The sequence below is a fragment of the Gammaproteobacteria bacterium genome (genome assembly GCA_024235095.1).
Classification (GTDB): domain Bacteria; phylum Pseudomonadota; class Gammaproteobacteria; order Competibacterales; family Competibacteraceae; genus UBA2383.
Window position 1 is genome coordinate 634,045 of record JACKNC010000001.1, and the last position, 13,572, is coordinate 647,616.

The 13,572-nt window shown below is 56.5% G+C and carries 11 protein-coding genes and 1 pseudogene; 8 read left to right on the forward strand and 4 right to left on the reverse strand.

The window, feature by feature from the left end; translation table 11 throughout:
* Nucleotides 1-133: 133 nt before the first annotated feature.
* Both H6973_02720 and H6973_02725 read left to right on the forward strand, forming a co-directional pair.
* A complete protein-coding gene (locus tag H6973_02720) occupies nt 134-1,300 on the forward strand; it encodes a polysaccharide biosynthesis/export family protein (protein MCP5124572.1) in 1,167 nt (388 codons plus the stop codon).
* The gene (locus H6973_02725) at nt 1,300-3,555 is read left to right on the forward strand and encodes a polysaccharide biosynthesis tyrosine autokinase (GenBank protein ID MCP5124573.1); all 2,256 of its coding nucleotides are present in this window, start codon (nt 1,300-1,302) and stop codon (nt 3,553-3,555) included. Before H6973_02720 ends, H6973_02725 begins: the two co-directional genes overlap by 1 nt.
* Before the next feature lie 28 nt (nt 3,556-3,583).
* Here H6973_02725 and H6973_02730 read toward each other — a convergent pair whose 3' ends face one another.
* Both H6973_02730 and H6973_02735 read right to left on the reverse strand, forming a co-directional pair.
* Nucleotides 3,584-4,021, reverse strand: a complete 438-nt coding sequence (locus H6973_02730) for a low molecular weight phosphotyrosine protein phosphatase (protein ID MCP5124574.1) — start codon at nt 4,019-4,021, stop codon at nt 3,584-3,586.
* 189 nt (nt 4,022-4,210) lie between these two features.
* Nucleotides 4,211-4,306: pseudogene (locus H6973_02735) on the reverse strand (PEP-CTERM sorting domain-containing protein).
* A gap of 1,409 nt (nt 4,307-5,715) precedes the next feature.
* Here H6973_02735 and H6973_02740 point away from each other — a divergent pair.
* The 5 genes from H6973_02740 (at nt 5,716) to H6973_02760 (ending at nt 10,170) form a co-directional block, all read left to right on the forward strand.
* Entirely contained in the window at nt 5,716-6,843 is a 1,128-nt protein-coding gene (locus tag H6973_02740) for a branched-chain amino acid ABC transporter substrate-binding protein (protein MCP5124575.1), read from the forward strand.
* 69 nt (nt 6,844-6,912) lie between these two features.
* Nucleotides 6,913-7,200: a hypothetical protein gene (locus H6973_02745; protein ID MCP5124576.1), complete on the forward strand. Its 288-nt coding sequence runs from the start codon at nt 6,913-6,915 to the stop codon at nt 7,198-7,200.
* Nucleotides 7,201-7,405: 205 nt separating this feature from the next.
* Complete coding sequence (locus tag H6973_02750; protein MCP5124577.1) at nt 7,406-8,311, forward strand: branched-chain amino acid ABC transporter permease; 906 nt, start codon at nt 7,406-7,408, stop codon at nt 8,309-8,311.
* Between the two features lie 171 nt (nt 8,312-8,482).
* Complete coding sequence (locus tag H6973_02755) at nt 8,483-9,400, forward strand: branched-chain amino acid ABC transporter permease (GenBank protein ID MCP5124578.1); 918 nt, start codon at nt 8,483-8,485, stop codon at nt 9,398-9,400.
* 2 nt (nt 9,401-9,402) lie between these two features.
* Nucleotides 9,403-10,170: an ABC transporter ATP-binding protein gene (locus H6973_02760; GenBank protein MCP5124579.1), complete on the forward strand. Its 768-nt coding sequence runs from the start codon at nt 9,403-9,405 to the stop codon at nt 10,168-10,170.
* Between the two features lie 96 nt (nt 10,171-10,266).
* Here the strand turns inward: H6973_02760 and H6973_02765 are convergent, their stop codons facing one another.
* Both H6973_02765 and H6973_02770 read right to left on the reverse strand, forming a co-directional pair.
* Nucleotides 10,267-12,114 (reverse strand): Hsp70 family protein, encoded by a 1,848-nt coding sequence (locus tag H6973_02765; protein MCP5124580.1) that lies wholly within the window; start codon nt 12,112-12,114, stop codon nt 10,267-10,269.
* A complete protein-coding gene (locus H6973_02770; protein MCP5124581.1) occupies nt 12,111-12,662 on the reverse strand; it encodes a DUF2760 domain-containing protein in 552 nt (183 codons plus the stop codon). Before H6973_02770 ends, H6973_02765 begins: the two co-directional genes overlap by 4 nt.
* A gap of 246 nt (nt 12,663-12,908) precedes the next feature.
* On the opposite strand from H6973_02770, the gene H6973_02775 reads away from it, so the two are divergent.
* Nucleotides 12,909-13,274, forward strand: a complete 366-nt coding sequence (locus H6973_02775; GenBank protein MCP5124582.1) for a response regulator — start codon at nt 12,909-12,911, stop codon at nt 13,272-13,274.
* Nucleotides 13,275-13,572 lie beyond the last annotated feature (298 nt).

Here is a 13,572-nt window from a genome sequence, read left to right on the forward strand (position 1 = left end):
AAAAATTGCTAAACTGCTCATAATGAGCGTTACATTCGCTGATTTTGGTATAGAATCTCAGGTAAATTGGCCTAAAGTTGTTCCTGAACTTACCAGAACCCCTTAACCGGATAGATTTGTTATGCTGTTATTGATGTATGAACATCTCCGCCAACCCGTTCCGGTTCCCCGGACAACGACGCGCGCCCTCAGACTGACAGTGAGCCTCCTGGCGGCAACCCTCCTTCTGTCCGCCTGCGCCGCGCCAGGCATGAATACCTATCAGATGCGCACCGAATCATCGGTGACGCTGCCAGCTAAGCCGGGCGATGAAGCTGCGCCCGCCGAGGTCAAGGTCCAGCCGATTACCGCGGAATTAATCATCGCCCAGGAACGCGCCGCCACCCCGCGCCCGCCCGCTGAACTGCCCAAGCCGGTTGCTTCCGACTACAAAATCGGCCCCGGCGACATCTTGACCATCATTGTCTGGGGACACCCCGAACTGACCATTCCCACCGGCGAGTTTCGTAACGCCGAACAGGCCGGCACCGTGGTTGCCGAAGACGGCACCATTTTCTACCCCTTTGTCGGTATCGTGCCGGTCGCGGGCAAGACGACACGCGAGGTGCGGAACTTGTTGACCCAACCGCTTAGCAAGTTCATTGAATTAGTCCAGCTTGACGTGCGCGTCGCTGCCTATCGCAGCAAGCGGGTCTATGTGGTGGGCGAAGTGGTCAAGCCCGGCCTGCGCGAGATCACGGATATCCCAATGACCCTCATCGAAGCAATCAACCGCTCTGATGGCTTCACCGGGCAGGCCGACCCCGCCAATATCACCCTGACCCGCCAGGGCCAAACCTTTCGGGTGGATTTGCAAGCGTTGTACGAAAATGGCGCGGTGGACCAGAACATTCCATTAGAGCCGGGCGACATCGTCAACGTCCCGGATCGCCAGCTTAACAAGGTGTTTGTGCTGGGCGAAGTGCAAAATCCCGGTTCCTTCATCATGAACAAGCGCCGCAAGACCCTGGCCGAGGCCATCGGCGACGCCGGCGACGTCTTGCACACCACGGCGAACCCGCAACAGATTTTTGTCATGCGCGGTCAGATCGATCAACCGGAAATTTATCATCTTGATTCGCGCAGCCCCGACGCCCTGTTGCTGGCTGATCGCTTTCCCTTGCAGCCCCGCGATATTGTCTATGTCGATACCGCGGATGTCGTGCGCTGGAACCGGGTGATCACCAACATCTTGCCCACTGCGACCTTGCTCAATACGACGGGCACCACCTTCCCGCTGTTCCGGGCGCCGGTGCGCTGATGGTCGACCTGCCTGACGCTCCAGCGTCTGAACGAACCACGCCGCCAGTCCCAGCCCAACGCGCATCCTTCGACGCCCTGGACGAAGAGATTGACCTGGGCGAGTACCTGGCCATCCTACTGGAATACAAATGGTTTCTCCTTGCGGTCATCCTGATCGCCGGCTTGGGAGGCGGACTCTATGCGTTCCTGGCCACGCCGATCTACAAGGCTGACGCTCTGTTGCAAGTTGAACAGAATTTTGGCGGCGGTCTAACCGCGCTGGCTGCATTAAAACCGATGCTGGAGGGCGATGAGGCCGATCCGGTCACCACTGAACTGGAGCTACTGCAATCGCGCATGGTGCTGGGCCAAGTAGTGGATCGGCTCAAACTCGATTTGTATGCCGAACCGATGTATGTTCCGCTGATCGGCGCCGCTATTGCCCGACACTACACTGGCGAAGGGGTCAGTCTGCCCTGGCTTGGGGCGGAAACTTATGCTTGGGGTGGCGAAGAAATCACCCTGGATGCTCTGGATACGCCACCGGCGCTGCTGGGAGAAGATTTGACCCTGGTAGCCGGTGAGGCTGGCCGCTTCACGCTGTTCGACCCGGATGAACAGCGCCTGCTGGAAGGCCAGGTCGGCGAACGCGCTACCGGCGGTGGAGTGAGTTTGTTCATTTCCCGGCTGAAGGCGCGGCCCGGTACGCACTTTATACTGCGGCGCGATTCGCGCATTACGGCGATTGATGAATTACTCGAACAGCTTTCAGCGCAGGAGCGCACTCGCGGCTCCAGTATCATCGAGATCAGCCTGTTGGGGCCGCAACCGGCGCAGTTGACGCAGATTCTGGATGAGATTCTGCAAACCTATGTGCGCCAGAATGTCGAACGCCGCTCGGCGCAATCGGAAAACACCCTGGCTTTTCTGGAAACGCAGTTGCCCTTGCTGAAAGATCAACTCGATACTGCCGAAGCGGCTTACAACACCTATCGTTTGCAGGAAGGATCGGTCGATCTGACCAGTGAAACCCAGAGCGTGCTGAAGTCCATCGTTGAGTTCGACGCCGAAATCCTGAAATTGCAGCAGGAACGCGATGATCTGCGCCAGCGCTACACTCCGGCTCATCCCCTGCTCAAAGCGCTGGACGCCAAGCTGGGCCGGTTGCGGACCGGTCGCGAGAAACTCGATGCGCAGGTGTCGAAACTACCGATCACCCAGCAGCATATTCTCGGGTTGGCGCGTGATGTGGAGGTCAACACCCGGCTGTACGCTGGCCTGCTGACTACCGCGCAAGAGTTGCGGGTCGCCCGGGCGGGTACGGTGGGCAATGTGCGGATTGTTGATGTTGCCGTGGCGCTGGATGAACCGGTGAAACCGCGTAAGGCGTTGGTGCTGGCGGTCGCCCTGCTGCTAGGTTTGGTAGTAGGGCTGGGGTTGGTGTTTCTGCGCCGCCAGTTGCAGGTGACGGTCGATGACCCGGATCAGATCGAGCATCGGTTGGGTCTGCCGGTGTACGCCTCCATTCCGCACAGCAAACGCGAGGTTGCAATCGCCCGCGTACTGAAACGCCATAGAGGCGACGAGGGCCAGTTGCTGGCAATAGTCGATCCGGAGGACGATGCGGTGGAGAGCTTGCGCAGTTTGCGCACCACCTTGCATTTTGCTTTGATGGATGCGGATAACGGGGTCTTGTTGATCACCGGCTCCAGTCCAGGGCTGGGTAAAAGCTTTATCTCAAAGAATCTTGCGGTTGTTTTGGCTCAGTCCGGCAAGAAAGTGGCGATTGTAGACGCCGATTTGCGCAAAGGTCTTTTGCATCAGGGTTTTGGCCTGTCCCGCGAACAGGGCGTGTCCGAGTATGTGAGCGGGGTTGCCCGACTGGAGGAGATTCTCAAGGCGACTGTTTTACCCAATTTGATGGCGATCACGACGGGCCAGCGTCCGCCGAATCCCTCGGAGTTGTTGATGCATCTGCGTTTTGAGGAATTGTTGCAACAATTGAATAAGCTGTTTGACATTGTCATTGTCGATGCGCCGCCAGTGCTGGCGGTGACGGATGCAGCGATTGTCGGGCGGATGACGGGCGCGACTCTGCTGGTGGCGCGCGCCGGCAACCATCCGATGCGGGAACTGGAGCAGACGATCAAGCGCCTCGCTCAGGCTGGGGTGCAAGTTAAGGGCTTCGTGTTTAACGATCTGGACGTCAATCGCTTGCGCTATCGCTATGGCTACAAGGGCTATGTTTACCGCTATTCGTATAAGAAGAGTTAAAAAACCAAACAGTGGTAGCGGACCGCGGTTATAGCTTGTCCATCCAGGCATCGAGTGCATGATCGATGAGAGCTAAAGCCTTTTCATAAGCAGCCTGTTCTTGTTGGTAGGGATCGGGGATGCTCTCCCCGATCCAGTGCCCCAGTAAAAACACCTTGCCACGCAGGGTCGGGTCCATCGCCAACACGGCGTCGCGCTGGTAGGGTTCCATGACGAAGATGAGTTGCGCCCAACGCAACAGATCGTGATTGACCTGTTGGGCGCGATGGCTAGAAATATCCAGACCTCGGGCGCGCATCAGGGCTTGGGCGGGTTCTTCGGCGGGATGGCCGGTCATTGCGCCGATGCCGGCGGAGCGGATGTCGGCTGGCTGGCTTTTCGCCTGCAAACGCTGGCGCAGAACTGCAGCGGCCATGGGGCTGCGGCAGATGTTGCCGGTGCAAAGCACCAAAATACGTTCAAACATGAGGAATCCGCATAAGAAGGGTAGCGTTTGGAAAACGTGGTGGGTAGAGTGGTCATTGCCCACCCTACGATCTTTCAGACACTACTCGTTTTTTGCGAAACCAACAAGAAAGCCGCCACCGGCGTTGCGCGCGATGACGGCCTTGTATCCCAGGGGTCGGGGCGTGGCCGCCCTGGCCCGCTCAGCGTATCAAGCCAGCGTTTTCGCCAGCCGGCGGCGACTGACCAAGCCCAGCAACCCGGCGCTCAGCAGCAGCAACGTACCCGGCTCCGGGGTAGCGACAACTCTCATATTGACGATCTTGAATCCGGGGATGTTGCCACCAGTGGGGTCAGAGATGTCTATCTTGCCGTCTTTAGGGCCGAGGGAACCATCAACTGCATTCAATAAAGTGTTAAAACCATTCCAACCCACGAGGTTGGATTCGGTAAAGTTTATCTCTGCTGTGACGCCATCTATCTTGAAGGTTCCCGTCACCCCCAGGGTGCCGGTACCGGTGGGGTCGCTAACCTGCGGGAGGCCGACGGACTGCAAGAGGTTATTCACCGCCACCAACACCGCCGCCGACGTGCTGCCGTCATAGTTGATATCGAAACCGAAGCCAAAGGAGGTGGAAAGCGGCGAACCGAAGGTGAAGTCGTAATCCCCCGGCGTCAGTCCGGTCGACGACAATGCGCCGCTGAAAATGGGCGTCAGCGGCACGCTGCTCAACAGCGGGGTGCCCAAGAACAAAAACGAATCCACACTGGCGCTGACGTTGTAATTGCCGTCTGGTAAGGCGACCAGGTGGACGTTGCCACTCAGGTTGCTCAAGGTTGCAGTGAAGGTCAGCGGATTACTATCGGTGTCGTTCAAACCGAACCCCGTGACCTCCGCATCGCCACTCAGGTTTAAAGTACTGATAGCAGCGGCTTGGGCGTCGAGGGCGGGACCCATGGCAAGCGCGCCCAATATGAGGAAGGATGCAACAGAGCGTTTCAGATTCATAAACTTCACTCCCCTTGGATAAAGGATCGATTGAATTGACGGTTAAGGATGCATTCTAATCCTGCGAGGTAATATTCCTCAATAAACAGGAAATGTCTGAATTTTCTGCAAAAATCATACCGATATATAAAAATCAATGACTTGATTTAATTCTTTCGGTTCTACTGTAAAATTTTCTGACAGTATTGATTCATGAATAATTACATCTTATTTAGCATAAGATGCTGTTATTTATATAATAATATTTAATTTTTTCTGCTAAATCCAATACCGAAAGTTTCGACAAGGTGTAAAATTTCCTGACACTCACAAGACTCTCTACTTGCCAAGCAAAAGATCATCCCCACTTAAAAAACTGGCCAACTTAATAAATAATAAATTGATATTATTTAATTTTATTTAAAAGCCCGATAGCAGGACAAGGTCGTCAAATGGAAGGTTGCGTGTAAAGTTTTCCGACGCCAGGGAGGGTTTCAGCAGGCTCCATGTCCATCTACAGGCGTCAATCACGAGACTGCTTGTTTCTTGGGCAACATTAGCAGGCCCTGCTGCATTATGGGGCAAGTGACAGCATGGCAATTAGCCACTCTGTGGCGGCCCGACGCATTTGACGGTTTTTAAATCACTGCTATTGTTGATTGTTTAACAATCTTTCCCGATCACTATTCCCTTTCGATAGCTGACCCGACTCACGAGGAAATCATACTATGAAAAAACCACTTTTGGCGCTGGTCGCCGCAATCGGTTTGGCGACCGGCAGCCTGGCCTATGCGGCGGACGCGGTTAAAATTGGCCTGATGGCGCCCTTGACAGGTTCCTGGGCCAGCGAAGGGCAAAGCATGAAGAAGATTGTCGAGTTGCTGGCCGAACAGCAAAACGCCAAAGGCGGGGTGTTGGGCAAGCAGATCGAGGTGATTACCGAGGATGATGGCGGTGATCCGCGCACGGCATCCTTGGCCGCGCAACGCCTGACCACCCAAGGCATTGTGGCGGTCATCGGTACTTACGGTTCTTCGGTCACCGAAGCGACCCAGGCGATTTATGACGAGGCGGGCATTCCACAGATCGCCAACGGCTCCACCGCGATTCGTTTGACTGAGAAAGGTCTCAAGCGCTTCTTCCGCACCGCGCCGCGTGACGATGAGCAGGGGCGGATGGCGGCGCAAACCATTGAGAAGCTGGGTTTCAAGAAGGTCGCTATTCTGCATGACAGCACCTCCTACGCCAAAGGTTTGGCCGATGAGACCAATGCGCTGCTGAAGAAAAAAGGGATGGAAGTGGTGTTCTTCGACGCGCTGACCCCTGGCGAACGGGATTACAACGCAATTCTGACCAAGTTAAAGGGCGCGAATCCCGATGTCGTGTTGTTTACCGGCTATTACCCGGAAGCCGGTCTTTTGCTGCGGCAGAAGCGCGCCATGAACTGGCCGGTCCCATTTATCGGCGGCGACGCCACCAACAATCCCGATCTGGTTAAGAGTGCGGGTCAGGAAGCGGCGGAAGGTTTCTATTTCCTGAGTCCACCAGTGCCGCAGGACCTGGATACGCCGGAAGCCCAGGCTTTTTTGGCGGCTTACCAGAAGAAATACGAGGAAGTCCCGGCTTCCATTTGGGCGGTCTTGTCCGGCGATGGATTCCGGGCGGCGGTGGCCGGCATTGAAGGCGCAAAGTCCACCGACGGCGGCAAGATCGCCGAATACCTGCATAAGGACTTGAAGGATTACCCTGGCTTGAGCGGCCCGATCTCGTTTGATGAAAAGGGCGATCGCGAGGGCGAAGTTTATCGGCTCTACAAGGTCGATGCCGAGGGCAAGTTTGTGATGCAAAAGTTGTAGAAATTGTTGATCCTCTCTCCCACTGGGAGAGGGGCCGGGGGTGAGGGTGGCGAAAGGTAACAATCAATTATGTTGATCTACAAAGCGATGTATAAATTTGTGGAGGACGGAGTCCACGCCGAAGTGCTGGATTTTCCGGGGGCGATAACCTGTGCAGACAATCTGCCTGAAGCGAAGCGGTTGCTGGCAAGCGCCTTAGTCGATATGGCGGAGACTTGTCTGTTATTGGGCGAGTCTTTACCCTCCCCGGATTCAACCTGTACCGACGCTGATGCGGATCTTGAAGAACCTATTTATTTACTATTGACCGCGGCTTCCCGCATCAGCGTGATGCCAGAAGAAATAATTACTGCATGAAACGGCGAGGTTTATTGCTTCATTTACGCCAGCAGGGTTGTCAGTTATTGCGAGAAGGTGATGAGCACTCGATTTGAGAAAATCCGGCTAATCACCATCGTACTGCTATTTCTCGTCATCGTGAAATCAATGAGTTCACGGCTGCGGGTATTTGCCGACAACTTGGCGTTCCTTTCCCTTCAATCTGAATCATCCCGGCGGTTTCGTGGAAGAATTCCTTCAGCAGCTCACTAACGGTCTGGCCGTAGGAGGCATCTACGCGCTCATCGCCTTGGGCTACACGATGGTCTATGGCGTACTCAAGCTCATCAACTTTGCCCACGGCGATTTGTTTACCTACGGCGCTTATCTGGGCCTCACTCTGTTGGCCTCCCTGGCGTTGACGGACCGGCTGGGATTTTTCATGGGCGTGCTGGTTCTGGCGCTGATGGTCATGGGTTTGGTTGCCGTATTGGGGGCTATTCTGGAACGAGCGGCTTATCGGCCCCTGCGCGGATCGCCGCGCTTGTCCGCCGTCGTCTCAGCCCTGGGCGCATCGATCTTTCTGCAAAACACCCTGATGCTGATTTACGGGGCGCGTTTTCAGGTCTATCCCGATAACATTTTGCCCGTTGCTTCCCTCGATCTGTTCGGGTTGCAGATTCCACTGATGCGGGTGCTGATTGTGCTGGCGTCGGTGGTGATGATGGTGGCTTTGTATCTGTTTATCCAGAAGACGAAGATTGGCGCGGCGATTCGGGCGGCGGCGATTGATCAGGGCGCGGCGCGACTGATGGGCATTGATGTCAACCGGGTTATTTTGCTGGTGTTTCTGCTCGGCCCGGCGCTGGGCGGCGCAGCGGGATTAATGGTCGGTTTGTACTATGGACAAATCAACTTCACGATGGGCTGGGTTTACGGCATGAAGGCGTTTACCGCCGCGATCCTTGGCGGGATTGGCAACATTCCCGGCGCGATGGTCGGCGGATTATTGTTGGGGGTGGTGGAGGCTATGGGGGCGGCTTATCTCTCCATCGCCTGGAAAGACGCCATTGCTTTTTGCGTGCTGATTTTGATTTTAATTGTGCGACCGACCGGGTTATTGGGCGAACGGGTGGCGGACAAGGTTTAAGGTTTAAGTTTTAAGGCTGGATGATAACAGGCAGCAATTCCCGGTCTCTTTTTCCAGCATATTGAATCGCAATGATATTTTTCTTAATGCAACCTTGAATATACAGAAAAAACTTCTTGAAGATCAAAGATCAACCAAGAGACCGGGAATTGCTGGATAACAGGAAGAATAATGGGTCGTTTTACCTCTTTCGCTGCTGCCTTATTCATTGCGTTGATGGCTACGGCCCCGCTGTTGCTGAATGCCTATTATATCGATGTGCTAAACAGCATCGGACTGTATGCCTTGCTGGCGCTTAGCCTCAACCTGATTCTGGGCGAGGCGGGACTGTTCAATATGGGTCATGCGGCGTTTTATGCGATGGGGGCTTACACTGCGGCGATCCTGAATACCCGTTACCAAATTCCCATTCTGTGGACGTTGCCATTAAGCGGTTTGGTGGCCGGGTTATTTGCATTGGCAATAGCGCGACCGGTAGTCCATCTGCGCGGTGATTATCTGCTCATCGTGACGATCGGCATTGGTGAAATTGTGCGTATCGCCTTGGTCAATGATGTCTTTGGCATTACCGGCGGCGCAAATGGCGTCTTTGGCATCAGTCGCCCTAACCTGTTCGGTTTCGTCATTCGCCAGCCACAGCATTTCTATTATCTGATTTGGGGCTTTGTGGCGCTGACCATTTTCCTCTTTCTGCATTTGAAAAATTCACGATTTGGCCGGGCGCTTAATTATCTGCGCGAGGATGAAATCGCTGCGGAGGGGAGTGGCGTCAATACGGCTTATTACAAGCTGGCGGTTTTTGGGCTGGGCGCAGCTTGGGCTGGTATGGCCGGAACCCTGTTCGCTGCGAAGATGACGATTATTTCACCGGAATCCTTCAGTTTTTGGGAGTCAGTGGTGTTGTTCATGATCGTCATCCTTGGCGGGGCGGGTAATATGGCCGGTGTGCTGCTGGCGTCGTTTCTGGTGATCGGCCTCCCAGAGCTGTTCCGGGAATTCTCCAGCGCCCGGATGCTAGTGTTTGGGCTGGTGATGATGGTGATGATGGTGGTCCGTCCGCAGGGGCTGTTGCCGGCAAGAGGTCGATGATCATGGATCTGCTCACCCTGCATCATCTGACCAAAACCTTCGGCGGTCTGACAGCGGTCAAGGACGTATCCTTTAGCGTTGACCAAGGCGCGGTCGTTGGACTGATCGGTCCCAACGGTGCGGGCAAGACTACGGTCTTTAACCTGATCACCGGTCAATATCGGTCCGATCAGGGTGAAATTACTTTCGCCGGCGCTCGGCTAAATGGTCTTCGCACCCATCGTATTATCACTCTGGGCATTGCCCGCACCTTTCAGAATATCCGGCTGTTTCAGAAATTAACCGTTCTGGAGAATGTGCTGGCCGGTTGTCATTATCGGATGCGCAGCGGGATTCTTGGCGCGATGTTGCGCCTGCCCGCTCAGCAGCGCGAGGAGCGGGAGGCGATGGAGCGCGCCTTGCAGGAACTGGAATTCGTCGGGCTGGGCCAGCAGGCGTCTACCATGGCGAAGAATCTGGCTTACGGCGATCAGCGGCGCTTGGAAATCGCCCGGGCGCTGGCGACCCAACCGCGCCTGCTGATCCTGGATGAGCCAGCTGGTGGTATGAACGAGCAGGAAACCGGGGCGTTGATTGGGTTGATTGGGCAGATTCAAGCGCGGGGCGTCACGGTTTTGCTAATCGAGCATGATATGCGCCTGGTGATGCGCGCCTGTGAAAAGCTGGTCGTGCTGGAGTATGGCGGCAAGATCGCTGAAGGGCCACCGGATCAGGTGCGCTGTGATCCCAGGGTAGTTGAGGCGTATCTGGGCGCTGACGATGAGGCGTGATTCAGGGATGATAAGCGTCCATCAACGGGATGGGTTGCCGACAACAGCAACCCATCTTGTTCCATTAGATAACGAGTGCATTCGAGCGAGCGATAGCTACTTCTCTCCGCGCACGTCGAACTCCACCTTCCAAGTCTCTGCGCCGGTGCGTGATACAGCTTCCAGACGCAGCGTGCCGACCTCGGTCACGGCGGCATGAAGGCGTACCGGCACCACGTCGCCCGGTTGCCGGTCCTCAGCGGGGAGATTGGCCTCGATTTCCTCCAGTTCCTCCAGTTCCTCCGGCGCCCACTGCTCCAGCACCGTACCGACCTGATCGACGCGCCGCACCGAAGAGCCAAAGAACCGGAAGCGCACCGGCTCGCCCACCACCAGCCCCACTTCCTGTGGCGGCAGTTCCGCCTGCGTCCCCTCTTCCATGCCGAACGGTGCAATGCATAAGCTCTGAATGGGCGGCTCCATGCCCGGCACCGCCGGCATCGCGCTTTCTACACCCACATAGTAAGACTTGGCGGTGCCGCCACGAATCCGCACCCCGCGCCCGCGCCGCACGTAACCGTAATAGGCCGCGCCGCGCGCCACCGCCAGATCAAGATCGGCTCCTTCCAGTAACCGTGCGGGCGGCGCGCCCTCGGCGGTCAGCCAGCCGCTCAGCAAGTCCAGCGTTCGCTCTAGCAACGAGTGCGCCTTGAAGACGCCGCCATTGAACAGCACAGCGGTTGGGTGCAGGAAACTAGCGTGTTCCGGCAGGCGATGATTCTCAAACCCAGCCAGATCGCGGGTCGCTTCCACCTGCCGGCTCAGGAACGCGGCCAAGTGACGGGGCATGGCGGCATCCTGCGCGTAGGGCAGTCCCAGTTTGGTCAGCGCCGCCCGCGCCCGGATCGCCGGTCGCGCTGATGCCTCCACCTGCGGGAAGAATCCTTCCACCAAGGTTCGCGCCACTTCGTCACGGGTCAGTTCAGTGCGCAAAGTGCCCCCGATCAGCCGGGAACCACGACTTGGCACCACCACCGGCACGGCGTCGATGCTGGCATCGCTCAGCAGCGTCTCCTTGGCGGTGCGGCAACCATGCGTCAAGCCCTGCAACTGCCAGGGATCCAGTTGTGTTCCCTGCTCAGCCAGCTTGGCGCGAACCGTATGGGCCAGGGCCAAATCCATGTTATCCCCGCCCAGCAGGATATGATCGCCGACCGCTACCCGCACCAGTTCCAGGGAGCCGTCGCGTTCGGTCACGGCAATGAGCGAGAAATCGGTGGTGCCCCCGCCCAGATCGATGACCAGAATGATATCGCCAAGCTTGACCTGCTTTCGCCATTCGCCCCGGGTCGCCAGAATCCAGTGATACAACGCCGCCTGAGGTTCCTCCAGCAGCACCAGATGACGGCCCAGTCCGACGGCTGCCGCGGCTTCGGCAGTCAGTTCGCGGGCCGCCGGATCGAAAGACGCCGGTACGGTCAGCACCACCTCTTGTTCAGCCAGCGGCGCATCGGGATGACGCAGATTCCAGGCCGTGCGCAAATGCTCCAGATAGCGCATCGAGGCTTGCAGCGGCGATACCCGCTCGACTTCCTCTGGCGCTTCCACCGGCAGAATCGCCGCGCGCCGGTCAACCCCAGGATGGCATAACCAGCTCTTGGCGCTGGCCACCAACCGAATCGGGGTGCGTCCCCCCATACTCTGGGCCAGTTCGCCGACCACAAAGGGCGGTTGCTCGCCCCACGGCAAGGTGCGATCCTCGGGGCGCAATTCATCGGGATGCGGCAGGTAGAGAAAAGACGGCAATAATGGCCGTTCTTCAACCGCACCGGGCGCGGTTAATTGAGGGATGGCTTCGATCCAGTCGACCACCTCGTCCAGATCGCTGGCTTGCAAATCTACAGCGGCGATCACGCAATGCGTGGTTCCCAGATCAATGCCGATGGCGAAACGGGCTTCGCTCATAGTTCGACCTCCGCTGGGGCCAGCACCCGGACATCATGACCTTCCGCCAGTTTCGGCAGTTTGATCTCGGCTACCCGCCAGCCGCGATGCATCAAGGTTCCGGTGAAGGGCGGCTGGCCGACTACATTGCCGGTCAAACGCACCGCAGTCGCGTCGAAACCAGCGGGCAGAGTTAAGCGAGCGCCCTCGGTTTCCTCGCGGACTGGCGCGATTTGGAGATGATCGCGGATCACCTTGCGGCAACCTTCATGCACGACGCGCGCTGCGCCGCCAATTTCAGCGTCGGAATAGGCAGTGACGTTTTCCTCCAGAAAATCCACGAACCGCCCTTCCTGCTGCAACAGGGCCAACAGTTGGAGGGCGGATTCGGGCAAGGTATCGTGCAGCGCCGGCCTGGATTGACCGGCCTTGACGGGGCCCGTCGATACCGATTCACTCTGTTCCAATTGCGCCACGCGACTGGCGAACGGATGATCAAGCAGCATTCGCCAAGCCAGGCGCAACGTCAGCGCCAGTCGGGAGAGAAAATTTGATTGTGAAGCATTCATGAAACAAACTCCTTAAATCGAATCGGTTTATGCGGTATCCTATCATGCGTTAGCGGGAGGTCTGGCTTATGATGAAAAAACTGCCGTTTTTAAGCCTGATTTCGCTGATGAGATTGGCGTACACTGTTACGGCCCGCTAAATTTAAGCATGAAGGACAGCCCGGATTGGCTCTCATTAGATTCTGTCTCCCGGATTGCGAACCGGTGCGTGAAGCAGATAGACCCGATTATCCCAGGAGTGGCAGCATGGCCCGCATACTGATTGTCGACGACTCGCCGACCCAAACGCTGAGTCTCGCCAAAATTCTCAAAAAACATGGGCACGAAATCCTGACGGCGACCGACGGCGTACAGGGTGTCGAAGTCGCCAAGGCTGAACTGCCTGATCTCGTCCTGATGGATGTGGTCATGCCCAAGATCAACGGTTTCCAGGCCACCCGACAGATTACCAAGAATCCGTCGACCAGCCATATTCCCGTGATCATTGTGACCACCAAGGACCAGGAAACCGACAAGATCTGGGGAGCGCGGCAAGGCGCCAAAAGTTATGTGATCAAACCGGTGGAAGAAGCAACCCTGGTCGAAACGATTAATCAGTTCCTTCCTCGATAGGCTGTGGATTTCAATCCATTCCGGGCAATCCCCGGCATAGGACACCGGCAAGCCTCGATGGCTGGCGCGGTAATGGTCGATCAGCCGGTTTTGGGCGATGCGATAAAGCCATTCCCCCAACCCCCCTTATTTCGAAGGGGGGAGTTTCTGCGCTGACTTAAGCTCTATCGCTTAGCGTTAATGAGAATGGGTATTAACAGCCCTGCGGCCAGGCGGTGAGGATCAATCGCGTTGCACCCGATCTAAGAAATGCGATGGATACACATAGTCACTTGTCAAAATTGATCGTTACATCTAA